We start from the raw sequence: 25,354 nt of genomic DNA, 5'->3' as shown, positions 1-25,354 counted from the left end.
ATTCCTCTTAGCCGATGCCCGGGATGAGCGAGATCAGCAGGTCGATGAGCTTGATACCGATGAACGGGGTGACGAGCCCGCCGACGCCGTAGATCAGCAGGTTGCGCCGCAACATGGCGGACGCCGAGGACGGCCGGTACTTCACACCGCGGAGAGCGAGCGGCACCAATGCCACGATCACCAGCGCGTTGAAGATGATCGCGGACAGGATCGCCGACTCGGCCGACTCCAGCCGCATGATGTTGAGCCGGTCCAGTCCCGGGTACGCGGTCGCGAACAGCGCCGGCAGGATCGCGAAGTACTTCGCCACGTCGTTCGCGATCGAGAACGTGGTCAACGAGCCACGGGTGATCAGTAACTGCTTGCCGATCTCGACGATCTCGATCAGCTTGGTCGGGTTCGAATCGAGGTCGACCATATTGCCGGCCTCCTTCGCGGCCGACGTACCGCTGTTCATCGCGACCCCGACGTCCGCCTGGGCCAGCGCGGGCGCGTCGTTCGTACCGTCGCCCGTCATCGCGACCAGCCGGCCGCCTTCCTGCTCCTTCTTGATCAACGCCATCTTGTCCTCGGGCGTCGCCTCGGCCAGGAAGTCGTCGACCCCGGCCTCTTCGGCGATGGCCTTCGCGGTCAGCTGGTTGTCGCCGGTGATCATCACGGTTCGGATGCCCATCGCCCGCATCTGGTCGAACCGCTCCCGCATCCCCGGTTTGACCACGTCCTTCAGGTGGATGACACCAAGCGCCCGTACGACGCCGTCGCGACTCTCGGCCACCACGAGCGGCGTACCACCCGAGGCGGAAATGCCGTCGACGATGCCCTCGAGCGCGGTGTCGACCGCCCCGCCCTGGTCCCGGATCCACGCAGTGACGGCACCGGCGGCACCCTTGCGGACCTGACGCCCATCCACATCGACGCCGCTCATGCGGGTCTGCGCGGTGAACTCGATGAACGTCGCGTGCGGCAGCTCACCGGTGTGCCGTTCCCGCAAGCCATAACGGGTTTTGGCGAGTACGACGATCGATCGGCCCTCGGGCGTCTCGTCGGCAAGGCTCGACAGCTGAGCGGCGTCCGCGAGTTCGGCCTCGGTGACCTCGCCGACCGGATCGAACTGGGATGCCTGCCGGTTGCCGAGGGTGATGGTGCCGGTCTTGTCCAGCAGCAGGGTGTTGACGTCACCGGCCGCCTCGACCGCCCGGCCGGACATCGCCAGCACGTTGCGCTGCACCAGCCGGTCCATGCCCGCGATACCGATGGCCGAGAGCAGCGCGCCGATCGTGGTCGGGATCAAGCAGACCAGCAAGGCGACCAGTACGACGATGCTCAGGTCGACGCCCGCGTACTCGGCGAAGGGCGGCAACGTCACGGTCGCCATCAGGAACACGATCGTCAGGCTTGCCAGCAGGATGTTCAGCGCGATCTCGTTCGGCGTCTTCTGCCTGGATGCGCCTTCCACCAGCGCGATCATCCGATCGATGAAGCTTTCGCCGGGCTTGGTCGTGATGCGTACGACGATCCGGTCGGACAGCACCTTCGTACCACCCGTGACCGCCGACCGGTCACCGCCGGACTCGCGAATCACCGGTGCGGACTCCCCCGTGATGGCCGACTCGTCGACGCTGGCGACACCTTCCACCACGTCGCCGTCACCGGGAATGATCTGGCCCGCCTCGACCACGACCCGATCACCGAGCTGCAGCGCCGTCGCCGGGACCTCCTCCTCGGTCCCGTCGTCCGCCAGCCGGCGGGCGGTCGTCTCGGTCTTTGCCCGACGCAACGTTTCGGCCTGGGCCTTGCCGCGACCTTCCGCGACGGCCTCCGCCAGATTGGCGAAGATGACCGTCAGCCACAACCAGACGACGATCGACCAGACGAACACCGACGAATCGGTGAACGCCAGGATGGTGGACGCGACAGCGCCGACCTCGACCACGAACATCACCGGGTTCTTCACCATCACCCGGGGGTCGAGCTTGCGCAGCGCGTCCGGCAGCGAGGTGAGCAACATCTTCGGGTCGAACACACCCGAAGGTGTCTTCCTGGAGGTCGTGGCCGCCTTGGACGCGGGCGGCTTCATCAGCGTGGTCACAGTCCCTCCGCGAGGGGTCCGAGAGTGAGTGCGGGGAAATAGGTCAGACCGGTGACGATCAGTACGACTCCGACGAGCATCGTCACGAACAAGGCCTTGTGAGTGGGCAACGTGCCGGCATTGACGGGGACAGGTTGCTGGCGCGCGAACGACCCTGCCAGCGCGAGCACTATCACCATGGGAAGGAAGCGGCCGAGCAGCATCACAATGCCCAAAGCCGTGTTGTAGAAGGGGATGTTGGCGCTGAGACCGCCAAAGGCGCTGCCGTTGTTGTTACCGGCCGACGTGAACGCATAGAGCACCTCCGAGAACCCGTGCGGGCTGCCGGTGTTGAAGATCGAGGCCCTGGCGGTCGCCAAACCCATCGCCACCGCCGAGCCGACCAGAACCAGGGTCGGTGTTGCCAGGATGTACAGCGAGACCAGCTTCATCTCGCGGGCGGTGATCTTCTTCTTCAGGTATTCCGGGGTCCGGCCGACCATCAACCCGGCGACGAACACCGTGAGAACGGCCAGCACGAGCATGCCGTACAGCCCCGATCCGACGCCGCCGGGCGTGACCTCTCCCAGCATCATGTGGAACAACGCCGTGCCGCCGCCCAACGGCGTGAACGAATCGTGAGCGGAGTTCACCGCGCCCGTCGACGTACCCGTTGTCGAAGAGGCGAACAACGCCGATGCCCAGATACCGAACCGGGTCTCCTTGCCCTCCATCGCAGCGCCGGCCGCCTGGGTGGCGGTACCCGAGCCCTGCGACTCGAACATGGTCGCCGCGAACGTGAACGCCACCCAGAGAGTGGTCATCACGCCGAGGATCGCGTATCCCTGGCGCTTGTCCTTGACCATCACGCCGAAGGTGCGAGTCAGACAGACCGGGATGACCAGCAGCAGGAAGATCTCGAACAGGTTGGACAGGCCGTTCGGGTTCTCGAACGGGTGCGCGGAGTTCGCGTTGTAAAAGCCGCCGCCGTTGGTGCCGAGCTCCTTGATGATCTCCTGGCTGGCCACCGGGCCGCCGGGAATGGTCTGGGTCTGGCCCACCACAGAGGTGACCTCGTGACCGCCGGAGAAGTTCTGAACTACTCCCATAGCCACCAGCAAGAGACCGCCGACGATTGCCATCGGCAGCAGAATTCGCAAGACAGTCCTGGTCAGGTCGACCCAGAAGTTCCCCAGCCGGTCCGTCTTCGTCCGGGCGAAGCCCCGGATCACCGCGATCGCGACGACGATCCCCACCGAGGCGGAGAGGAAGTTCTGTACGGCGAGGCCTGCGAACTGGACCAGGTGGCCCATCGTGACCTCAGGCGAGTACGACTGCCAGTTGGTGTTCGCGACGAATGACGCGGCCGTGTTGAAGGCCAGTCCTGGCTCGACGTTCGGCAGTCCGCGGGACAACGGCAAATGCGCCTGCACGCGCTGCAAGACGTACAGCAGGATCAAACCGACGAAGGAGAAGGCGAGTACGGACCGGGCGTACACGCTCCACGTCTGCTCGGCCTTCGAATCCACCCCCAGCAACTTGTAAGCGCCGCGCTCCACACGGGTGTCCTTGTCGGATGTGTAGACCCGGGCCATGTAGCCGCCTAGTGGCCGGTAGACGGCCGCGAGGAGCGTGACCAGGAGGCCGACCTGCAACAGGCCGGCAGCGGTGTCGGACATCAGAACCTCTCGGGGAAGATCAGGGCGGCGATCAAGTAGAGGACCAGGGCCGCGGCGACCACCAGGCCGACGATGTTCTCGGCGCTCACAGCTTCTCCACCCCTCGCAGGGCGAACCAGATGGACGCGAACACAGCTACGCAGACCGCGAGATACAGCAGGTCTTTCATGATCGGCCCCGCCCGATGGCAAAAGTACGCATGAGACCACTGCACACCGCTATTTGCCCCATCAGCAGCCTTCTCGCAGACCTCTCACGACCGCCCGCTCACCTCTCACATCTCTCTCACACCGCGCTCGCCACCTGATGCCTCGCCGGAAGAACTGATCTGTCGCCAATCGGCTCGATAGCCCGGCACTAGCCGCGGGCGACGGCGGGTGCGGTCGCGGGAGCGTTTCCCGGTCGGACCCGTTGCCTAGGGCAAGAGCGACGTGGCGTGCTCGCGTACTGAGATCGTTTGCGCCAGAGCGGGTCGATGAGAGAGGCTGGGGCCAGGTGCGCCGGGAAGTCTGGTCGGCAGTGCTCGTCCCCGACCGGGGTGCGAGCTGGTCCACGACCCCGGAGGCGGCGTGACACTGGCGGCATGGCACGGTCAAAATGACGACAGGCAGCCGCTCGGTAGTCGCGTCGTGGCGGGCGTATCGTGCGAACATGCACGCAGAGCAGATGGCCGAAGAGTTTCCGGTGGTGAGCCTGGACACAGAGGCTGCCGAGGCGGTGCAGTTGCTCGCATCGCGGCGACTGCCGGGTCTGATCGTGATGGACGAGAAGGGCAAGCCGCACTCGGTGCTGCCGGCGTCCCAGGTGGTGCGCTTCCTGGTACCGAGCTACGTGCAGGACGATCCGTCTCTGGCGCGGGTGATCGACGAGTCGTTTGCGGATCAGGTGGCCGACAAGCTGGCGAACGAGACGGTGCGGCAGCTGTTGCCGACCGAGCATGTCGAGTTGCCGGTGGTCAATCACGACGACACCGTGCTGGAGGTGGCCGCGATCATGGCGCGGCTGCGGTGCCCGCTGGTGGCGGTCATGAAGGACAAGGAGATCGTGGGCGCGATCAGCGCGTCCCGGCTGCTGCAACTGGTGACTGCGCCACACTGATCGACGGCCGGGTGATCACATGACCGTGATCGCCGTCGTCGTTTTCGTCGTCGCTTATGTGCTGATCGCGACCGAGTGGACTCACAAGCTGCTCGCCGCGCTCGGCGGTGCCGCCGTACTGCTCGCGCTCGGTGTCACCGATTCCGAGCACGCCTTCTACTCGCACGAGACCGGCGTCGACTGGGACGTCATCTTCCTGCTGCTCGGCATGATGATCATCGTCGGGGTCCTGCGCCGTACGGGCGTCTTCGAGTACATCGCGATCTGGGCCGCGAAAAGGTCCAAGGGCTCGCCGCTGCGGGTGATGATCCTGCTGACCCTGATCACCGCGGTGGCGTCGGCGTTCCTGGACAACGTGACCACGGTGCTGCTGATCGCGCCCGTGACGCTACTGGTCTGCGAACGGCTGGGGATCAACCCCGTGCCATTCCTGATCGCCGAGGTGATGGCCTCCAATATCGGCGGCGCCGCCACGCTCATCGGCGATCCACCGAACATCATCATCGCCAGCCGCTCCGGGCTGACGTTCAACGACTTCCTGATCCACATGACTCCGCTGGTCGTCATCGAGCTGATCGTGTTCACCTTGGTGCTACCGCGATTGTTCAAGGGTTCGTTCACCGTCGACCCGGCCAGGGTCGAGAACGTCCTGCGCCTGAACGAACGCGAGGCGATCCAGGACACCGGTCTGCTGATCAAGTGCGGCGTCGTGCTGCTGCTCGTCTTCACCGGGTTCGTTGGGCGTTCGGTGTTCCAGGTCGAGCCGTCGGTTGTCGCCCTCCTGGGCGCGGGCTTGCTGGTGCTGATCTCCGGGGTACCGACCAAGGACTACATGAGCAGCGTCGAATGGCAAACACTGCTGTTCTTCGCCGGCTTGTTCATCATGGTCGGCGCCCTGGTGAAGACTGGTGTGATCGGCGCCCTCGCCGAACAGGTCGGCAATGCCACCGACGGCAAACCACTGCTCGCGGTCATGCTGATCCTCGTGGTGTCCGCGGTCCTGTCCGGCGTCATCGACAACATCCCGTACGTCGCGACGATGAGCCCGGTCGTCCTCGAACTCACCAAGAGCATCGCCGACCCCGCCCACGCGAATGCGATGTGGTGGGCTCTGGCGGCAGGCGCCGACTTCGGCGGCAACGCCACCGCGATCGGTGCCAGCGCGAACGTCGTCGTGATCGGCATCGCGCTGCGCGCCGGCAGCCCGATCAGCTTCTGGGAGTTCACCCGCAAGGGCGTGGTGATCACCGCGATCACGATCATCGTCGCTGCGCCGTACCTGTGGCTGCGGTACTTCGTCCTGTCCTGACCGGCGCAGGTGAGGAACGGCGGCTCACTGCGAGAGGTGTTTCCCGCCAGGGCGATCGAGGAGGTACTTCGCTGGGTCGCTCGGGGCTCGTGCGCCCGAGGCGAGCCAATCACCGAACCCGTCGGGGTTCCGTCGCTCCAGTTCCTCGAGGATCTGTTGCCGATGCGCCGCGATCACGGATCTCGTCTCAGCGGACCCGGTGCGTTGGAGCTCGATGAAGCTTCGCCGCCATGCCGAGCACAACTCAGGAACCGTCATCGCCTCGACGGCCGGCGTAGCGATCTCACCACTGTCATCACTTGGCGCAACGGAAGGTTCGTGAACTCTCTCGCGGAGTTGTTCGAGCAGCAGCGATCGTCCGCGAGGCCACCACCGGGCCACCACCACAGGACAGGTAACGCCTAACAGAAGGACTAGTGGGATGACGCCGGCCCCGATCAGACTTGCCAATCCGTAGAAAGCCACCACGGCTACGCCGGCCGCACAGCCGTGCCTCAGGACGATCGACAGCGAAATCGGTCCGCTCGCTTGCCCTTCTCCGTCTAACGATTGCAGGGTGGCCGCCAGGGTGCCAAGACACAGAGCCAGGATCGCGAACACAACGACGACCGTCAGCACCGAGGAAGAAGTGAAGGCACCAGCGACTCCCAGGAGCCCTACCGGTACGGCGAGAGTCCACCACAGGAAGCGGTAGATGCGCATCCCGGACTCACCGGCGGGAACGAAGCACTCCCGGTCGCGAGGTCCATCGCCATGCATCAGCGCCTCCAGCCCTCAGGAAGCAGAACGCTTCCCGGCACACCAGCAACGACGGTACCGCCATTTCCCACCGCCGTCACCGTGCGAGGCCTCGGCGAGTCACCTGGCTAACGCCTGGTCCGCGATCAGCTGAAGCGGCACGCCGCGGGGCTCGGTCGATTCGCCCTATGGCGCCATCCGCAGTCGGTGCGCCGGCGCCATGGGGCGAAGATGGTCGATCGCTTGGTCAGGGGGCGTCGAGGTCCCGGTGCTGGAACAGGGCCCTGCCGGCGCCGGTGAGACCGGCCGCGATCACGACCAGTGCGACCAAAGGGAGGGTTTCGATCTGCTGCAGCGGCATGACCGTGAGGTGGCTGAACGGAGAGACGTCGGCGAAGAAGTCCGGCAGACTCAGCAAAGCGCCGAACATGCCGAAGAAGAAGGCATAGCCAACCAGCAGCCAGACCCAAGCGGACAATCCAGGACGGAGTCCAAAGAGGGCGGCGGCCAAGCCGATCACGACCAGTACGGCGGGCAGGAAGGCAACCGTGGCGACAGTTACCTCGGCGATGACGGCAGGGCCGGCGGCGCCGCTGACCGCGCCGAGTCCGACTCCGAGCCCACTGATCGCCAGCAGGAACAAGGACGCCAGGATCGTGAAGGACAACCACGCCATGATCCAGCGACTACGACTTACCGCTGTCGCTAGAACGGCTTCGGTATGACCGCTGCGCTCCTCGGACCTCAACCTCAGCACCGAGTTCACGGCGAACGCTGCGATCAACAACGCGAAGAACAACGCCATGGTCGCGTAGAAGCCGTCAGTGGGCTCCTGGCCGTTGGCCGCGAACACTTCGCCCATGTCGGGATTCTCGGCGACTGCTTCGGTGACCGAGTCGCTCAACGAACCACTGGCCAAGGCGAAGATGAACAGGCCGATCCCCCAGCCGATCACCGAGGCACGCTGCTGCCGGAAGGCCAGCCCGAACGGCGTGGACAGCGACCGCGGCGCGTCTGCCCGGCCGAGCCGCGGCGGAACCAGGCCCGCGCCGACATCCCGCCGCCCTGACAGCGCATAGGCGGCGACAACCGTCCCGAGCACGACCGCGCCCGACAACAGCAGCGGCCACCAGCGCAGGTCGACGAAGGGACGCATTTGCTGGCCCCAGGCCAGCGGCGAGAACCACGACACCAGATTGCCGCCAGGCTGGGCCGCGTCCCCGATCGCGCGCAACAGGAACGCGGCGCCGACCACGGCCATCGCCAGGCTCGACGCCGATCGGGCATGTTCGGTCAACTGGGCCGTTAAGGTCGCGACGCCGGCGAACGCGAGTCCTGTCATCCCGATGCCCACGCCGACCGCGAGCGAGTCCGCGACCGCCAGGTCTCCGCTCATCATCGCCAGTGCTGTCAGTACGGCGACGCCGGCGTTGGCGATCAGCGCGACGATCAGCGCGGCGACGGGTGCCGCATGGCGACCCACCACGGCCGAACGGATCAGCTCCGCGCGACCTGTCTCCTCCTCCGCCCGGGTGTGCCGAACGACGAGGAAGATGCTCATCATCGCGGCCGGGACAACGAGCCAGAGCACCATTTCGTTGGTGATCATGGCGCCCAGGGTGTAGTTGTCGAGACCATAACCGGGTCCCGACATCATGGTCGCGGCGGGCGAGTCCATCAGCTCGGCCCGCACCTGCCGTTCCTCGGGCGTCGAGTAGGCCGCCGGCAGCGCGGATACGGCGTACAGCATGCCCAGGCCGATCCCGCCCACCCAGATCGGCAACTTGACCCGGTCCCGGCGCAGCGCGAACCGGACCAGGTCAGCGGTCGCGGTGAGACTTTCCCGGTGAGTCGTCATGCCGACACCTCGTCCGCGACCAGCGCCTCGCCGTACTGGCGCAGGAAGAGTTGCTCGAGGGATGGCGGGGCACTGTTGAGAGTGCGCACGCCCAGAGCACCGAGCGCCTGAACGACGGCAGCCAGCTGATCGTGGTCGACGTCGAACGTCACCACGTCGCCGTCCACCTCGAAATCGTGCACGCCCGGCAACGCGGCGAGCTGCCCGGGAGCGCTGTCGATCGAGGCGGTGATCGTCGTACGGGTCAGGTGCCGTAGCTCGGCGAGGGTGCCGGACTGGACCGCGCGTCCGGACCGGATGATCGTCACGCTGTCACACAGTTTCTCCACCTCGGCCAGGACGTGGCTGGACAGCAGGACCGATCGCCCGACCGTCTTAGCCTCCGCGATGCAGTCCTGGAAGACCGTCTCCATCAACGGATCGAGGCCGGAGGTCGGCTCGTCGAGAACGAGCAGTTCGACGTCGGCTGCCAGCGCCGCGACCAGGGCCACCTTCTGCCGATTGCCCTTGCTGTACGTGCGGCCTTTCTTGGTGGGGTCGAGCTCGAAACGTTCCAGCAGCTCGGCCTTGCGCTGCTTGTCCGCGCCACCACGGAGACGGCAGAGCAGGTCGATGGCCTCACCGCCGGTCAGGTTCGGCCACAGGCTCACGTCGCCGGGCACGTAGGCAAGGCGGCGGTGCAACTCGACGGCGTCGTCCCAAGGGTGCCGGCCGAGCACCTCGACCGAACCCGAGTCCGATCGCAACAACCCAAGCAGGACACGGATCGTGGTCGACTTGCCCGCACCGTTCGGACCAAGGAAGCCCGCCACCTGACCGGTCTGTACGGACAGATCGAGTCCGTCCAGGGCCTTCACTTGGCCGAAGGATTTGTGCAATTGCTGGATTTCCAGGGCAGCGCTCATGGCTGTTCCTCATTCTGATGATTCCGGGATTCCCGGCGTGATGTCGTCTGATTCCGGCGCTCGCCGAAGCAGAGCGCGTTTCCGCTACGAAACGGCCGGGCCGCCGGGCGGATCAGGGACGTACATCAGATAGTCATCGAGCATCGCGCGATCGACGAACAGGCCCTCGGTGAACAACTCGAGAGCCGGCAAAGTGATCTCGTCGGAGATCTCCCGCAGCGCGGTGCGGAAGTCGTCGACCGACACCATGTCGGGGTGCAGCGAGATCCACAGCATCAGCGAGCCCATGCCCTGGTAGGTGAGGTACCGGGCGCGACCGGCCGGATCGCGGCTGGGCCTGATCGTGCCGGCCTCCACCCCCGCGGCCAGGTAGTCCTCGGCGTCGCTGACCATCTGCTCGACAAAGGCGGTCGCGAGCTCGCCACCGGCCTGCATGCTGCGTACGGCGTACAGCGCTAACGGACCGAACTGCTCGATTTCCGCCAACTGCGCCAGCATCCCCGCGGCACTACCGGACGTGGTCGCCCGCATCTTCTCCGAGCGAATAACCCCCAGCACGAACTTGTCGCAAGCGTCGCGCAGGCCTTCCTTGGAACCAAAGTGATGCACAACCAACCCGGCCGTCACCCCGGCATCCGCGGCGATCGCCCGCAAGCCGACGGAGAAGCCATCGCGCCCGAACCGAGCCACGGCAGCGTCCCGAATCCGCTCAGACGTCGACGGCCCGGCACCACCGGGTGCCGAGGCGTCGGAGCGAGCCGTTGAACGCATGTTCAATACATTAAACGCACGTTCAATGGCAGCGCAAGCGGTAGTCATCCCATCACCGGCTAACGTTCACCGCGCACGACCGAACCTGCCCAAGCCCGGCTGAAAGAGGGAACGTCTTGTTGCTGCTGTGCTTTGCGGTAGTGCTGCTACTGGCCGTCCTGGTCTCCAGCCTGGCCCATCGCACCATCTTGTCCACCGCGGTGCTGTTCCTCGCTGCCGGCATCGCCCTGGGCCCTCAAACCAGCGGCGTGCTCGACCTGCAAGCCGACTCCCCCGTCGTTGCCCTCTTGGCGGAACTCGCCTTGTTCGCGGTCTTGTTCACGGACGGCATGCGCGTCGGCTGGACCGACCTCCGCTCAGCGTGGCGCCTTCCCGGCCGCGCGCTCGGCTGGGGCCTGCCATTGACGCTGGCGATCACCGCGGTCGTGGCGCACTACCTGGTGGGCCTGGACTGGCCGCAGGCGCTGCTGATCGGAGCGATCCTGGCACCGACCGATCCGGTGTTCGCCTCCGCACTGGTGGGCAATCAGCGGGTTCCGGCCAGGCTTCGCCACCTGCTGAATGTCGAGTCCGGCGTCAACGACGGCCTCGCGCTTCCGTTCGTGATGGTGTTCCTGGCCATAGCGGCCGGCTCCGGGAACCTGCACCTGGACGAACTGGGGCTCGAACTGGCGATCGGTGTCGTGATCGGTGTCGCCGTTCCCTGGCTGGCGATCCGGCTGGAACGGCTCAAGATCTTCTCGGCTTCCACTCAGTACGAGCCGCTCAACGCCGTCGCGATCGGCGTACTCGTCCTGGCCCTCGCCAAGACGATGCACGGCAACCTCTTCCTGGCCGCCTTCGCCGCCGGCATCACGGTGGCCACCTTCGGACCGCGTCAACGGGCGGCCTTCGAGCACTTCGGTGAACTCATCGCGGAAACCCTCAAGCTGGCGGCGCTGCTCGTCTTCGGTGCGCTGATCTCAGTCGAATTCCTCGGCGAGATCACCTGGCAGGGATGGGTCTTCGCCATCTTCGCGCTGGTTGTCGCCAGGCCGGTCGCACTCGCGCTGTCGTTCATACGATCCGGGCTGGGCAGGAGAGAACAACTCGCCGCGATGTGGTTCGGACCCAAGGGTTTCGCGTCAGTCGTCTACGGGCTACTGGTGCTGGAGGCCGACATCCCCGCCGCCGACGAGGTCTTCCACCTGGTAGCTCTCACCATCGTGTTGTCGATAGTGGCGCACTCATCCACCGACATCGTCGTAGCCCGCTCGTTCGCCGACGTCGACCTCATACCGGACAAGAAGCCAACCGAGCCCGCAGACGACCACTAAGACGCTCAGGCGCGAGACGATCTTTGCCCCCTCAGCTCTATGCCCTCGGGTAGTGCCCGGCGCCGCTGGGTGGCACTGCGCGCGGCCGCGAGGGGCTCCCGGTACCCGGAGGAGTCTTCGGGTGGTCGGTGTTCGCGCGGGCCATGTAGATGAAGTGCGAGCCGTGGTTCGTGGCTTGGCGATGGGTGCGGCAGGCGCCGCACCCATCGCTCAAGGCGGTGTGGTCAGGTTTTGCGCACCAGGATCTTCGTTCCGAAGGTGCCGCTACAGCAGGGGCCGAGGTACTGGGTGTAGGCCGCGAGGGTTCCGTCGTCGCTGTTGTCGGCCATGACCACTGACTCGCTGGGGGCGAGCAGGGTTGCCGCGCCGCTGGAGCGGTTGAGGATGTAAGCGGGTTGAGCGCCTGTGCCGCTGGCGGCGCCGACGGCGTAGATGATCTTCGTCGCGTCGCGGTTGATATTCATGGGCATCACCTCCCGGTCCGCGGCGTAGGTGGCTCGTACGGCCTGCGCGGTGATTCTGGCTGCTCCGGCGGGTACGACCGCCAGACCTTTGCTGCTGCCGGCGGCGTTGGTGTAGGCCACCGCGATGTAGCTACCGTCGTCGGAGATCTTCGGGTCATGGGCCTCTTCGGAGTCGACCGGCTGAGACAGAAGATCGGTTTTGGTGCCACCGGCCCAACGCCGGACCCGGCAGCCGTCCGTTGGGCCGCCACAGGTCTCCCAGACGATCGTGTTGCCGGACCCGTCCATGTCGAAGTTGGTGGTTTCGTGATCGTCGGCGCAGCTGATGAAGCAACCGGCGATCTCGGTTGCCGATCCGCTCACCCCGGGCTGGGCTCGGTAGAGATTGGCATTGGGTGCTCCGCTGGGCTTTCTCGGTAGCAGGGTGGAGAAGCTGAGCACGGTTCCGTCGTCGTTGAGCTTGATGCCGTACAGGGTCTCGCCGGCCGGGAGCGGGTATCGACCGATGGTGCGCCCGGTGGGCAGGTCCCGAACGACGATGTCACCGGTCCAGGATGGATTGCCGTCCTCCTGGTAGGCGACGCGGTCTCCGGTGCGGCTGACACCGATAAAGACGCCGTTTTGAGGCAACGTGGAGACTCCGCCCTCGATCGGCCAGGGAGTGACACCGTCGTCGCCCCGCGAGATGAGGTCGATGCGGCCGGTCCAGAGACTGCGGCGGACCAGATACTGGTAGGCGATGCCGGAGCGGGCCTCGAGCGGGATCACGTTGGAGTGGCCGGCGGCGGCGAAGTAGACGTATTGGCCGTCGCCGGACATCTTGAAGTCAGTGGTGTATCCGCTGTTGTTGGGCGCGCCGTACTCAGTGGTGTTGATGTCTTGTGGGGTGCCGGTGATTGTCAGGCCGATGCTCACTGGTACGACTTCGGCGCTGAGTGTGCTGAGTGGACCGAGGGCGATGCTGTTGGCGGCAGCGATCTGTACTCGGTACGTACGGCCCGGGGTGACGCCGCGGATGCGCGCGGTCCGGGCCGGGGCCTCGACCCAGGTCGTCGAGGTCGCGGGAACGGTCGTGATGGCGTACCGCTTGACGGGATCTCCGCCGTTATGGGTGGGCGGCCGCCAGGAGATGTTCAGGGATCCGGCGCCGGGTTCGACGTACGGCGCGGCTGGTGCCGCTGGTGGACCGTTGCCGACCAGGATGCCGACCTCGAAGTTCATCTCCTCGGTGGCCGGGGTCTCGTCGATGTGCGCCTTGACCAGGGCGGCACCCGAGACGGGAGAGACGTAGGTGCCGTCAGCGGCGACCGATCCCGGCCCCTTGACGATCGACCACTCCACGTTGTCCGGGGTCGTTGGTACGCCTGCGACGATGACGGTGGGGTTCAGTTTCAGTGGTGTGTTCGTTGGTATCTCCGCCTTGGCCGGATCGACTTTCAGACCGGCGAACGGGCCGCCCGCGTGCGCGATCGTGACCTTGACCTCGAGGAGCGAGTCGTCCTCCCACCCGAACTCCTGGCCGAAGATCTTCTTCATGTCGTCGCTGATGCCCAGGTAGGCGCCGAGCTGGACGCCGAGGTCGAGTGTCCACCAGGGGTCCTGGGTGAGGTCGACTTCGAGCTCCGTGAACGGGCTGGCCAGGATGCCCGGGCCGGCGACGTCCCACAGGTAGACGTAGAAGCCGATCATCGGCGCCGCCAGCCGCGCGGTGGCGGCCGCGTAGAGCTGGACGTCACCCGCGTTGACGTCATAGGTCCGGTTGACCACCTCGGGCGTGATCGTGCTTCCCTCGGTCTTGATCTTGGCGCCGACCTCGCGGCCGTAGCTGTACCGGAGTTGTACGCCGACGTTGCCTTCGACGTCGAGCCTGATCATGATCTTCAGTTCGGTGGTCAAGACGATGGGCACGGGTCCGGCCATCACGACGATCCGCGGTCCCCGGATGCGCTGGACCTCCCATTCCTTCGAGAGCAGTTTCGCGACGAAGCCGGCGCGCCAGCGGATGTCGGCATGGGCGTCGACCGTGTAGCCCCACTCGGTCTTCGTCGGCGTGCCGAAGTCGATCTTGGTGATCAGGTTCGGTTTCACACTCACCGATCCTTCGACCGCACCGGCGAAGCCCTGCTCCGCGCCCACTTCGGCGAAGAACGTGAACGTGTACTGCCCGTCCATCAGGGTGACTTCGCCACCTTGGATCTTGTTGACCTGCTCGCGGCGCGGCGCGCCTTGCCGGCGGGTCTTTCCGTCGATGAGCGGCTGCGAGCGCTTGGTTCCCGGCGCGCTCAAAAGCTCGGTGGTGGAGTCGTTGGTCAGGACCTGGTCCGAGGTAATGCCACCGGCGGTCAAGAGACCGTTGAGCGGCATCTGCTCGGTCGACAAGAACAGCGCGGTGCCTTGAACGACCCGCTGGGTGATGCGGCGCATGATGCCCAACGGCAGCTTCGCGTCGGGTAGGGACGCGACGACGTCGCCGACTTTGAACGCGTTGACCTGTGCCGAAGGCCGGGAGAAGACCAGGGTGCCGTCGGTGCGGTACTCGGCCAGGCCTGCCAGCGATTCGGCCGACAACAGATTCGGGGTGGCGCTGGTGGCCGTGACCGACGCCCGCGTCGGTTCTGAAACCTCAGCCGTACCGGCGCCGGCAGCGTTGGACGCCGTTGTGCGCACCGTGTAGCTGGCCGCGGGATCGAGCCCCGTGATGGTGGCCGTCCGCGCCGTGGCGCCGACCGTCGCGGTCCGCCCGCCGGGTGCAGCGGTCACGGTGTAGCCGGTGACCGCGCTTGAACCGGGGTCGGTCGGAGGCTGCCAGGTGACCACCAGGCTGCCGCTGGCGGTGCTCGAGACACTCACATTCAGCGGGCGGCCCGGCACCCTGGTGGCGACCGGAACGAGACCCGCCCTTGTCGCCGGCTCACTGGTACCGGCCTTGTTGACGGCCACCACGCTGGCGCTGTACGAGGTGCCGTTGGTGAGGTTCACAAAGGCCGCGACCGTGGTGTCGGCCTCGACGATCTGCTGCTGGCCGCCCGGTGTCAGCGTGACCCGGTAGGAGGTGATCGGCGCCCCACCGTCGGCCGGAGGCGCCCACTGCACGTCGATCCGGTTGGGTCCCGCGACGACGCTGTCCAGCACCGGTGCCATCGGAACTTCCGCGGGCCGGGTCGTGACCGGCCTCGACAGCGGCGATGCCGCACCCGTTCCGTGTGCGTTCGTCGCCGCGATCGTGAACTGGTAGGTCGAACCGTTCGTCAAACCGGTGACCGTCGTAGACGTCGCATCCGCGGCCGCTTGGACGGTCCGGCCGCCCGGCTGCACAGTGATCGTGTACGAGGTGACGGCACCCGCGGTCTCAGGTGGCGGTGACCACTCCACAATGGCCGCTGAGTCCATCCCGGCAACACCGGTAATGACCGGTGCTCCCGGCGGGCCGACTTTGGCTGGGGTGATACCGGCGCTCGGCTCGGACGGAGCCGAACTCCCGGTCGCGGTCCGGGCCGTCACGGTGAAGGTGTAGGACGTGCCGTTGTCGAGGTTCGGGATCGAAGCATTGGGCGTCGCCGAAGGGATCTCCGCACCGCCCGGGCTGACTTTCACCGTGTAGCCGCTGATGGTGAGGTCACCGGTGTCGGCGGGCGCAGTCCAGGAGACTGCCGCCGAGCGGTCGCCCGCCTGCGCGATCACGTTCGTGGGCGCTTGGGGCTTTCCTGGGTTGAGCGCGTAGCCCTGAACATCGACATACAGGCGGGCCGCGGCGTTCGTGCGGTTGGCGATGGTGATGTCGCCGGAGGCGTTCGGCCGGACCCACAGCTGGTTGAACTGGTGTGGGCTAGGAGCGAAGATCACATCGGTCGCGGCAGGTGCGGACTGTCCCGCGGTATACGCCTTGAACTCGCCCGACGTGGCCGACCCGGACGCGACCAGGTTGATCGCCGCCGCCGCAACGTTGCTTGCCGGTATCCCGCCCACGCCGGTCAGCCGCAGATTCACCGTGCCGCCGGCCGCGACCAGCGTGGTGCCCGTGTCGAGGACCCGGCGTGACGACAACGCGACCACGCGGCTGGACGCAGCGGTCGCGTTCGAGGCGCTGGTGAAATAGCCGGTCACATCCACCGTGAAGTGCGTCGTGCCGGTCGAGGTATTGGTCAGCGACAAGCGGCCGTCGGTCGCGACCTTGACGATCGAGCTGCCGGTCTTCGGCCGGGTCTGCACGTGTAAGCCGTGATTCACGCCAGGACGGGTAGCCCCAGCCGGGAACAGCGTCCAGCCACCGAAAGCCGACGGAACCAAGGCCGTGACGTTCACGGCGACCGCCGAGATCGACGAGGCCGCAGGCAGGCCTCCGACTCCGGCCACCTGGAACGTGATGGTTCCATTCGCTGCCACCGGGGCGGTTCCACCCACGCCGATCTTGGCGCGGGTGTCGACGATCCGGGACTGCTTCAGCGGGACGAACCGCGAACCCGCGGTGGTCGCGGTGTCGCCGGTGAAGTAGCCCGTGACGTCGACGCGGATGCGTAGCGTCCCTGCGCTTTTATTGGAGAAGCTCGCCTGACCTGACGCGTTCAGCCGGATCACCGCCGAGCCGGACATGTACTTCATGTTCGCCGCGAACAGCAGCCCCGACACCGCCGGCCGGGTCTCGCCGGCCGGCCACGCGGGCAGTGAGCCGGACGCGGTCGGGCTGAGGACCTGGACCGTCGCGGCGATTGCCGTTACTCCGGTGGCCGGGATCCCGCCGAGGCCCGTGAAGGTGGCTGTTTTTGTCTCCTGAGCCTGGACCAGTGTCGTCCCGGAGTCGTAGAGCCGCTGAGTGGTTGCCAGCGGGACGTACAACCCGCCACCGGCACCAGGAGCGGCAGCAGCCGCCGCCGTGGGCGCCGCGGTGGAGTTAGGGGCCGCCACGGCCACCGAGGGCTGGATGGTCGACGTCGCGTGCAGTCCTGTGGCCAGCACGGCCAAGACAACGAGGTACCGCATGAGTCGCCGCACTGATATCTCCCGAGCACTCGTCCTACTGGGGCGGAGCGCGGCCACGATTGACTTGCGCATCAGGGAAAGACCTCCAGGAAGGGTCGACCAGACCGGCGGGGGCCGATTCTGGTGACCACACCCGTCACGCCACTGCCCGTACTCCGCCCGTACCGCCGATCAGCTGTAACGCCCACAGCTCACGTCGCTCTTCGCGACGTACCTGGTGCACGGCATAGTCGTGGACGCCTACGGCCCGGACAACGGCCGGTACGTCGGGGCGCCTGGCCGGCGCTGCCTGATGTCCCTAGCCCGCCGCCTGGACCGCCGTACTGCCGCAGCCCGCGACTGACGCAGCCCGCCCGAAGACTGTCCGCCAGGTTCGCTGGGCGCTAGCTTCGGTAAGCAGGGGTGTGGAGCGGAAGGGGATGGACAGATGAGCATCGAACGTCGGACGTTCCTCGCGGGCAGCATGGCGGTCGCGGGCGGAATCCTGGCCGGTGGGCCGTTCCAGGGGTTCGTGGCCCGGGAGGCGATGGCTGGTCCGAAGGGCAACGCGCCGTCCCGGGAGCTACGCGCGATCCCGGACCTGCGCGACGGCAAGGTCAGGCTGCACCTGCCGGAGGGGTTCTCCTACCGGTCGTTCCACGACACGGAGTTCCCGGTGGTCCTGCGGGACGGCACCCGGCTGCCCGGGCGGCACGACGGCATGGGAGCGTTCGCGCTGCCGAACGGCAACGTTCTCCTGGTCCGCAACCACGAGCTGAACAACCCGGGCACCCCGTTCGGCCCAGGTGCGCCGTACGACTCCCGCGCGCAGGGCGGGACGACGACGGTCGAGGTGAGCCCGGTCGGCGAGGTCGTCGACGCTTACACCAGCCTGAACGGCACGATGATGAACTGCAGCGGCGGGATCATGCCGTGGGGCAGCTGGATCACCTGCGAGGAAACGGTGAACGGCCCGGACGTCGGGCCCGACTTCACCGGTAGGCCGAACGTGACGCTGACCAAGCCGCACGGGTTCATCTTCGAGGTCCCGGCCGGCGGCCAGTCCGACCGGCAACCGATCACCCGGGCCGGCCGCTTCGCGCACGAGGCCGTTGCTTTCGACCCGGCCGACGGGATCCTGTACCTGACCGAGGACAACTTCGCGTTTCCCTCCGGGTTCTACCGCTACCTCCCGGCCACGAACCCGATGGAGTCCGGCGGGCTCGACAACGATGGTCGGCTGCAGATGCTCGCCGTACGGGGTCGTCCGAACCTGAACCTGGCCGCCGAGCAGCCACAGCGAGCGACGTACGACGTGACGTGGGTCGACATCGACGACCCGGCGCCGCAGTTCCCGTACACCCCGGGCCAGCCTGCACCGACGACCAACGACCAGGCGCTGGTGTACGTCGGTGATCAGGGACGGGCGCAGGGTGCGGCGTACTTCTCCCGGCTCGAGGGCCAGGTCTACGACAACAACGTCGTGTACTTCTGCTCGACCCAAGGTGGCGGTCCGGCGGAAACCGGCCCTGACTCGGTCGGCGGTTACGGGAACGGCTTCGGCCAGATCTGGGCGTACCACACCCGGGCGCGAAAGCTGCAGCTGATCTACCAGTCGCCGGACCGGGCGACGCTGGACTTCCCGGACAACGTGACGACCAGCCGGCGGGGGACTCTGGTGCTCTGCGAGGACAACACCGAGGACAACTACCTTCGCGGGCTGTCCCGTGGCGGTCAGCTCTGGGACATCGCCCTGAACCGGCTCACCAGCAGTACCGGCGCGGACCGGTCCGCCGACGAGTTCGCCGGCTCGACGTTCAGTCCGGACGGGCACACCCTGTTCGTCAATATCCAGGCCAGCAACGGCCTGACCTTCGCCATCTGGGGCCCTTGGCATCGAATCGGCGTCTGACGCGTCCGTGAGATGCGGCGCTGGGATGGTCTGAGCCTCGCACTGACGAGTGGCGCGCTCGCGCTCGGAGTGCTGGCGCTCGGCAGCTGGGTCATGCTCGCGGGTCCGCTGCCTGGCGAGCGGCGTGCTCTGGTTTGGATCCACGACACGGGCGGAACCTTCGATCGAGCCGCGCTGGTCGTCAGCGACCTGACCGAGCTGGTCCCGCTCGCCGTCGTCGCGGTCGGCGTACTGATCGGATTGCTCGCCACGCACCGGCCGGCGGACGCCTCGTACTTCGTTGCGGGGGTCGCCGTTGTCTGGGCGGTGAACCCACTGCTCAAGGAGGTCGTCGGGCGGTCGCGTCCCGACCTCTGGCCGCTGCCGGCGTCGGTCTCGGAGTACAGCTTCCCGAGCGGTCACGCCGCGAACACGCTAGCCCTCGTCGGCGGACTGGTGATGATTCTGCACGGCCGGGTCGCTGCCTTCGGTGCGGCCGCACTCGTGGCCGTCGTTGGGCTGTCCCAACTGGTGCTCGGCCGGCACTACCCGTCCGACCTTCTCGTCGGCTGGCTCTGGGCGGGGGCGTGGATCGTCCTGCTTGCATCGGTGCGCCGCCGGCGAGCGGGGCCCGGCTACCAACCTCAATCCAGCCACGACGCAAGTGGTCTTCCGTGAACGGCGGCCGCGCGCCTAATGGTGCGGCTTTGCCGGCGGTTCTACCGCCGATGCGCCAACGCCGACCTTCCCGAACTGCAGCGCCTAGCCACAACCGTCGAGACATGGTGGCCAGAGATCCTTGCGTTCCTGCACACCGGGATCACCAACGCCGGCTCCGAAGGCACCAACCGGGTCATCAAGACCATCGCCCGCGACGCCTACGGCTTCCGCAACCCCGGCAACCAGCGCTTACGCACCCGCTGCGCGACCACCCGTCGAGCCCGTGGACACCTCGATGCCCGCCAATTTCGTTGAGCCCGCACCCTGCAATCGTGTTAGCTAGCGGCACCGAACTGTCAGTACCGCAGGTGTTCGCTCGGCTGTAGCAGGGAGTTGAACGTGCAGGACAGTGTTGTCGACCCCGTTGCCCACAATCGGGCAGCCTGGGACAAGTATGTCCAAGAGGGCAACGAGTGGTCGACGCCGGTGAGTTCCGAGGATGTCGAGCGCGCCCGCATGGGCGACTGGTCGATTGTTCTCATCGGGCGTGAGCCAGTCGACCGCTCCTGGCTGCCGACGGACCTGACCGGCAAGGACGTGTTGTGCCTGGCCTCCGGCGGTGGCCAGCAGGGTCCGATCCTCGCCGCCGCAGGGGCGCGGGTCACCGTATTCGACAACTCACCCCGCCAGCTCGGCCAGGACCAGATGGTGGCGGCGCGCGACGGGCTCGAGCTGCGCACCGTCCTAGGCGACATGCGCGACCTCAGCGCCTTCGGCGACGCAACATTCGACGTCGTATTCCATCCGGTCTCCAACCTCTTCGTACCAGACTTGGCACCGGTGTGGCGTGAGTGCTTCCGCGTCCTGCGACCGGGCGGAACTCTGCTCGTGGGCTTCCTCAACCCTGATGTGTACTTGTTCGACCACGAGGCGCTCGACGAGCGCGGCGAGCTGATCGTCGTGCACAAGCTGCCCTACAGCGATGTCACGCAGTACTCCGCCGAGGAACGCGCCACGAAGTTCGGCGCGGATGCCGCTCTTGAATACAGCCACACCCTCACCGACCAGATCGGCGGGCAACTCGCCGCCGGGTTCGTCCTCACCGGCTTCGCGGAAGCGCCGCACCAATCCAACGCATCCGCTCAATACATGTCGCACTATTTTGCGACGCTGGCGGTCAAGCCGGGCTGACCCAGCCGTGGGGCCGGCCGAGACGGCCGAGTCTCCGTACGGCCAAGTGGAGCGCTGTGCCAGCCCGACCCCACCAACTTCGCTGAGCCCGTAACGGAGACTTCGGCCACCTGTGTTCGGTGCTGCCGTCAGCCGGCGGGCGCGGCCGCCTCGAGTTTCGCCTGCATGCCCTCGATCATCGCGGTGAACTCGGTGTGGCTCGGGGCCGGGACGGGCGTGGCGAACGGAGCGCTCGCCAGCACGTCGAGGAACCGCTCGAGCGAGGTCCCGCTCGCGGCCGGCAGGTGCGAGGAGAAGATCCGGCTCGGTTCCAGCCGACGGACGTCGTCGAGCACCTCCGCGAACTTTTCGCGGTCCAGCATCGAGGACCACGGCGAGTCCATCACCGACCAGGCCAGCATCCCCCCGGCCAGCGCGTCCTGGGGCACCTCGGCGGCGTCCTGCGTCGGAGCGGGCAGTATTGCACCGAATGAGTCGACGCTGAACAGGCTGCCGGTGGACTCGTCGAGCAGGCCCACGGACATCGGGTTGTCGTACAGCGGCGGCGCGACGGCGCGCAGGGTGCGGTCTCCCACCCACAGCCGATCGCCCGGACGGATCGCATGGACGCGATCGAGCGGGACCGGCCACCACGTCGACATCCGGATCGCCGAGAAGGCGTGGGTGACCAACCGGGCCTGGGGTGCCGCTGCCAGGACACGTTGGACGGCGCCCGTGTGGTCGGCGTCGTCGTGTGTCAGCCACAGCCACTTCAGGTTGGCCAGGCCGACAACGGCGTCGACCGCATCGAGGAGTTCGTCGCCGGACTGACCGAGACCGGTGTCGACCAGCACCGGTTCCTGTGCGGCCAGCACGAAGGCGTTCACTGTCAGCACCTCCGCAGGACCAATCGGCAGGGTCGTCGGCAGCACGTGCACGTCGGGTGCGGGGTGGTAGATCTCTTCCATCGGAGCCTCCTGGATTGCGTTCGTCGCCACCCCGGAGGCGTTCAGTTCGAGCCCGGCACGTTCAGTCAGGACTGAACGATCCAGCGAACCGGGTCGTCGGCCGCCGGCTCGAAGGCGCAGTAGAGGCCCGTGCGGATCCGTCGGTCCAGCACCTGGCCCGCAGCTGGCAGCTCCGCACCGATGCGCGCGACCGCGGTGCGCACCGAGCGGGTGACGTTGAGGCGGGCGCGCTCCGCCGCCGACGACGCCGTGCGGCTCCGGCCGGAGAGGCCGAAGGCCGAGGCGAGCTGGCCGACGAGCACGTCACACTGCCGCTGCAGGCCTGCGGCCCGGTCGTCGGCGCCGTCGGCAAGTGCCTCCTCCACGGCTGTGCGCAGCTCCTCCACCCGGTGGCGGTAGGCCCGGCGGGCAGCCGAATCGAGCAGCTCACCCGCGTCCCCCAGGTGGTGGCGGTCCGGGCCGTCGACCGCGACGCCCTCGACCTCGTCGACGAGGTCCAGTACGTGGCGCTCGACCCCCGGAGCGCGGATCAGCTCGGCCAGGTAGCGCAGCCCCTTCGTCGCGGGCAGCCGGACTCTCACCCGGTCGCAGCTCACGCTCCAGACGGCTCCGTCGCGGGTCAGCAACGCCGTAGTGCCCGTGGGCGGCGCGGTCCTCGCGAAGCGCTGCAGAAGGGCGGTGTCACGGGCGGGGAGTGCCACGTCGAGCCCGGCCAGGACACTGGTGGCGCGGGCCACCTCCACGGTGGCCGCCGCCCGGTTGCCGGCCTTCTCGTGAAGGCGAACCAGGCCGAGGAGCAGCTCCACCCGGAGGACTGGCAGGCCGCTCGGCACGGCATCCAGGGCCTGCTCCATCGTGCTGATCGCCTCGGCCAGGTCTCCCGAGGCGGCCAGCAGGAGGGCATGCGCGCGGCTCGCCTGCGCGCGGAGGCGAGGCACGTCCAGCCCACGGGCCCGCTTCATCAGCTCGTCGCACGCTGCTCTCGCGGCCTCGACGCGTGCGGCCGCGAGCTCGGCCTCGGCCACCAGGGCGAGCAGCTCGACGCCCCGTAGGCGGTCAGACCCGACCATCCGCAGGCCACGCGATGCAGTGGCGTGCGCCAGGTCGACCTCCCCGCGGGCCAGGTGAAGCCGCGCCACCGGCAGCAGGGCCTGCATATGGGCGTCCTTGCCGACGAGCAGAGCCTCCGCATCGGCCAGGAGCCCCTGCCTGATCCGCAGGTCGGCCAAGGCGATCGCGGGATGCCAGCTGGGGATCGGCATGCACGCCTCGAACTCCGCTATGGACCTGGCCAGGAGCGACTCCGCCTCACTCCACCGGCCCAGCTCGATGAGGGCGGTGGCCTGGACGGCGGCGCAGTGGCCGTTGAGGAGGACCCCGGGTCCGGGTGCAGGGCCGATCAACCCGACCCGGCGCAGGTCGTCCACCCAGTGGCTCGCGCGGTCGAACTCCGCCGAGAAATAGCAGGCGGTGAAGAACGAGCACACCCCCATGGCCGCCGCGTCGCGGTCGTCGGCAGGGCCGCACCAGAGCGCGATGGCCTCGTCGAGCATGAACATGCCCTCGGTGACCTCGCCCGCCTGCACGCAGGCGAGACCTCCGTCCGCGAGGGCCTTGGCCTCGAGGTTGACGTCGCCGAAGCGGCGTGCCCGGTCGAGCGCGAGCTCGGCCTTGGAGCGCAGCTCGCTCGGATCGTCCACGTCGCAGCCCGCGCCGGCGATCGCGACCCAGCCCTGCTCGAGGCAGTCCGGTTCGTCGCGCAGCAGGCGGGCGGCCCGACGGAACCAGACCCTGGCGGCGGTGCGGTTGCCGACGTACGTCTCGAAGGCCCAGCCGAGGCGGGCACACGCGACCGCCGCCTGCCGGACGCTGCCGGCATCGGTGAAGCCGCGCAGCGCGGCGGACAGCTCGTCGATCCCCGCCTGGACCTGTCCGCTCTGGAACGCCGCGAGGGCATCGTAAATCGCGACGCCCACGTTGACACCAGGCTCAGTGGCCACCTTGAGAGTCTACGGTCGCAGCGACGCCCCTCGGACCCATTGTCAGTACATGGTGGCCCGCCGAACGGCGCTCACGGAAGGGCCGGCTCCGTCGCACGCTGACCGAGAAGCGGGCGGCCCCTCGGACACATGCGAACGATGTGGCCAAGCTCGCGGTCTCATGTACTCCGGGCCTATCTACGCGGTGGACGAAATCGAAGTCATCTGCCCGTGGTGCATAGCTGACGGCGGCGCGGCTCGAGAGTTTGATGCCGACTTCACGACGGTCGACGGGGCGCCGCCGGACGTTCCTATGGCCGTGCTGGACGAAGTGCTGCACCGCACCCCCGGGTTCGCTGGGTGGCAACAGGAGCGGTGGCTCTTCCACTGCTCGGATGCCGCTGAGTACCTCGGCCGGGTGGGCTATGGGGATGTGGCCAACGTGCGGAGTGTGCTCCAGGCCCTGGCCGCCGACGGGTGGGATAGCGAGATTCTCCAGTACATGAGAGCCGACGGTGACCTGACCGGTTACCTGTTCCGCTGTCGCCATTGCGGGACCAAGCTCGCCTACGCCGACGCTTCCTGATCCCACGCCGGGCCAACCTCGTCCGTGCCGACCTCACGAGAGTCGACCTTAGCGGCGAGTTTGCGCAAGATGCGTACCACGCTCAGCTGCGGCTCCGCGGCTCGGGGTGGACGGGTCGTGCGGAATGAGCACTATCGTTTCCGGTATCAATCTCAGCACGACAAGGCCACGATCGATGTGTCCCTGCGGGCCCAACGGGATGAGGTGGGCATGGCTACCGAGTCGTCGTACACGATTGCGCCTCTCAGCCCCGAGACGTGGCCGGCCTTCGACGCGCTAGTGCAGCGGCACAACGGCATCTTCGGGGGCTGCTGGTGCATCTGGTTTCACCCTGACGGGCCCGAGCGCGGCCAGGGCGCGGAGGCCAACCGAGCTCTGAAGAAGGCCTACGTCGAGCAAGGCAAGGCACACGCCGCACTCGTGATGGACGGCGACGAGGCCATCGCGTGGGCTGAATACGGCACCCCGGCCGAGTTGCCCACCCTCCACCACCGTAAGGGGTACGACGCCACCAAGACCGCGGATCCCGACTACCGAATCACCTGCGTCTTCGTCGACAAGCGCCACCGGCGACGGGGCGTGACGGAGCTGGCGATCACTGGTGCGCTCGACCTGATTGCCCAGGCCGGCGGCGGGCGGGTCGAGAGCTATCCCCACGACCTGACCGACCAGATCAAGAAGATGTCATCGTCGTTCCTCTACAACGGCACCCGTCGGCTCTACGAGCGGCTCGGCTTCACCTACGACCGGCCCAAAGGGCTGAAGAACTGCGTCATGGTGAAAACGGTCGATCCTGCATGAGGCCGGAGACGTGCACCAGGATGCCAGCCGGGCTGCATCGCGCTTCTGGGGAATGGGCGTCGACGAGTCGAAACAGATGAGTGAACCCGTCGCGCCGCGCCAATGTGACGTCGCTGTACGCCGCTCGTCCAACGCGG

Annotated in this window: 19 protein-coding genes; 9 read left to right on the top strand and 10 right to left on the bottom strand. The window is 67.3% G+C overall.

Translation table 11 applies throughout. The annotated features are described in order from the left end of the window. Window positions 1-7 precede the first annotated feature (7 nt). The 3 genes from kdpB to kdpF are packed head-to-tail and all read right to left on the bottom strand — an operon-like array spanning window position 8 to window position 3,836. Window positions 8-2,077, bottom strand: coding sequence for a potassium-transporting ATPase subunit KdpB (kdpB, locus tag OG394_RS04810; RefSeq protein WP_328996799.1), 2,070 nt, complete (start codon window positions 2,075-2,077; stop codon window positions 8-10). A gap of 8 nt (window positions 2,078-2,085) precedes the next feature. Further along, complete coding sequence (gene kdpA, locus OG394_RS04805) at window positions 2,086-3,747, bottom strand: potassium-transporting ATPase subunit KdpA (RefSeq protein WP_328993654.1); 1,662 nt, start codon at window positions 3,745-3,747, stop codon at window positions 2,086-2,088. Further along, window positions 3,747-3,836 carry a K(+)-transporting ATPase subunit F gene (gene kdpF / locus OG394_RS04800; protein WP_328993653.1) on the bottom strand — a complete coding sequence of 30 codons (90 nt, stop codon included), beginning with the start codon at window positions 3,834-3,836 and terminating at the stop codon, window positions 3,747-3,749. The genes kdpA and kdpF overlap by 1 nt, the downstream gene beginning before the upstream one ends. 562 nt (window positions 3,837-4,398) lie before the next feature. Between kdpF and OG394_RS04795 the strand changes: the two genes are divergently transcribed. Both OG394_RS04795 and OG394_RS04790 read left to right on the top strand, forming a co-directional pair. Continuing rightward, window positions 4,399-4,845 (top strand): CBS domain-containing protein, encoded by a 447-nt coding sequence (locus OG394_RS04795; RefSeq protein ID WP_328993651.1) that lies wholly within the window; start codon window positions 4,399-4,401, stop codon window positions 4,843-4,845. Between the two features lie 19 nt (window positions 4,846-4,864). Next, on the top strand, window positions 4,865-6,154 hold the full coding sequence (locus OG394_RS04790) for an ArsB/NhaD family transporter (RefSeq protein WP_328993650.1): 1,290 nt from the start codon (window positions 4,865-4,867) through the stop codon (window positions 6,152-6,154). 24 nt (window positions 6,155-6,178) lie between these two features. Here the strand turns inward: OG394_RS04790 and OG394_RS04785 are convergent, their stop codons facing one another. From OG394_RS04785 to OG394_RS04770, 4 genes are all read right to left on the bottom strand, one after another. Next, window positions 6,179-6,772, bottom strand: coding sequence for a hypothetical protein (locus OG394_RS04785; protein WP_328993649.1), 594 nt, complete (start codon window positions 6,770-6,772; stop codon window positions 6,179-6,181). Window positions 6,773-7,139: 367 nt separating this feature from the next. Next, a complete protein-coding gene (locus OG394_RS04780) occupies window positions 7,140-8,750 on the bottom strand; it encodes an ABC transporter permease (RefSeq protein ID WP_328993648.1) in 1,611 nt (536 codons plus the stop codon). Further along, entirely contained in the window at window positions 8,747-9,655 is a 909-nt protein-coding gene (locus OG394_RS04775) for an ABC transporter ATP-binding protein (RefSeq protein WP_328993647.1), read from the bottom strand. Before OG394_RS04775 ends, OG394_RS04780 begins: the two co-directional genes overlap by 4 nt. A gap of 84 nt (window positions 9,656-9,739) precedes the next feature. After that, window positions 9,740-10,426, bottom strand: coding sequence for a TetR/AcrR family transcriptional regulator (locus tag OG394_RS04770; protein ID WP_328993646.1), 687 nt, complete (start codon window positions 10,424-10,426; stop codon window positions 9,740-9,742). A gap of 116 nt (window positions 10,427-10,542) precedes the next feature. On the opposite strand from OG394_RS04770, the gene OG394_RS04765 reads away from it, so the two are divergent. Continuing rightward, a complete protein-coding gene (locus OG394_RS04765; protein WP_328993645.1) occupies window positions 10,543-11,742 on the top strand; it encodes a cation:proton antiporter in 1,200 nt (399 codons plus the stop codon). A gap of 224 nt (window positions 11,743-11,966) precedes the next feature. Here OG394_RS04765 and OG394_RS04760 read toward each other — a convergent pair whose 3' ends face one another. Continuing rightward, a complete protein-coding gene (locus OG394_RS04760; RefSeq protein ID WP_328993644.1) occupies window positions 11,967-17,183 on the bottom strand; it encodes a fibronectin type III domain-containing protein in 5,217 nt (1,738 codons plus the stop codon). A 427-nt stretch (window positions 17,184-17,610) separates the two neighbouring features. Between OG394_RS04760 and OG394_RS04755 the strand changes: the two genes are divergently transcribed. The 4 genes from OG394_RS04755 (at window position 17,611) to OG394_RS04740 (ending at window position 20,904) form a co-directional block, all read left to right on the top strand. Further along, complete coding sequence (locus OG394_RS04755; protein ID WP_328993643.1) at window positions 17,611-19,074, top strand: PhoX family protein; 1,464 nt, start codon at window positions 17,611-17,613, stop codon at window positions 19,072-19,074. A 12-nt stretch (window positions 19,075-19,086) separates the two neighbouring features. Continuing rightward, window positions 19,087-19,731, top strand: a complete 645-nt coding sequence (locus OG394_RS04750) for a phosphatase PAP2 family protein (RefSeq protein WP_328993642.1) — start codon at window positions 19,087-19,089, stop codon at window positions 19,729-19,731. Between the two features lie 18 nt (window positions 19,732-19,749). Next, window positions 19,750-20,028, top strand: coding sequence for a transposase (locus OG394_RS04745; RefSeq protein ID WP_328993641.1), 279 nt, complete (start codon window positions 19,750-19,752; stop codon window positions 20,026-20,028). Between the two features lie 84 nt (window positions 20,029-20,112). Then, the gene (locus OG394_RS04740) at window positions 20,113-20,904 is read left to right on the top strand and encodes a class I SAM-dependent methyltransferase (RefSeq protein WP_328993639.1); all 792 of its coding nucleotides are present in this window, start codon (window positions 20,113-20,115) and stop codon (window positions 20,902-20,904) included. A 128-nt stretch (window positions 20,905-21,032) separates the two neighbouring features. Here the strand turns inward: OG394_RS04740 and OG394_RS04735 are convergent, their stop codons facing one another. Further along, window positions 21,033-21,851, bottom strand: a complete 819-nt coding sequence (locus tag OG394_RS04735; RefSeq protein WP_328993638.1) for an MBL fold metallo-hydrolase — start codon at window positions 21,849-21,851, stop codon at window positions 21,033-21,035. Window positions 21,852-21,916: 65 nt separating this feature from the next. After that, window positions 21,917-23,851, bottom strand: a complete 1,935-nt coding sequence (locus OG394_RS04730; protein ID WP_328993636.1) for a hypothetical protein — start codon at window positions 23,849-23,851, stop codon at window positions 21,917-21,919. A gap of 49 nt (window positions 23,852-23,900) precedes the next feature. Between OG394_RS04730 and OG394_RS04725 the strand changes: the two genes are divergently transcribed. Beyond that, window positions 23,901-24,416: a CbrC family protein gene (locus tag OG394_RS04725; RefSeq protein ID WP_328993634.1), complete on the top strand. Its 516-nt coding sequence runs from the start codon at window positions 23,901-23,903 to the stop codon at window positions 24,414-24,416. Window positions 24,417-24,626: 210 nt separating this feature from the next. Continuing rightward, window positions 24,627-25,217 carry a GNAT family N-acetyltransferase gene (locus tag OG394_RS04720; protein WP_328993633.1) on the top strand — a complete coding sequence of 197 codons (591 nt, stop codon included), beginning with the start codon at window positions 24,627-24,629 and terminating at the stop codon, window positions 25,215-25,217. The last annotated feature ends 137 nt before the right edge of the window (window positions 25,218-25,354 follow it).

Origin of the sequence: Kribbella sp. NBC_01245 (genome assembly GCF_036226525.1) — a bacterium.
Lineage (GTDB): Bacteria > Actinomycetota > Actinomycetes > Propionibacteriales > Kribbellaceae > Kribbella.
This window is presented reverse-complemented; position numbering and strand designations above follow the sequence as displayed.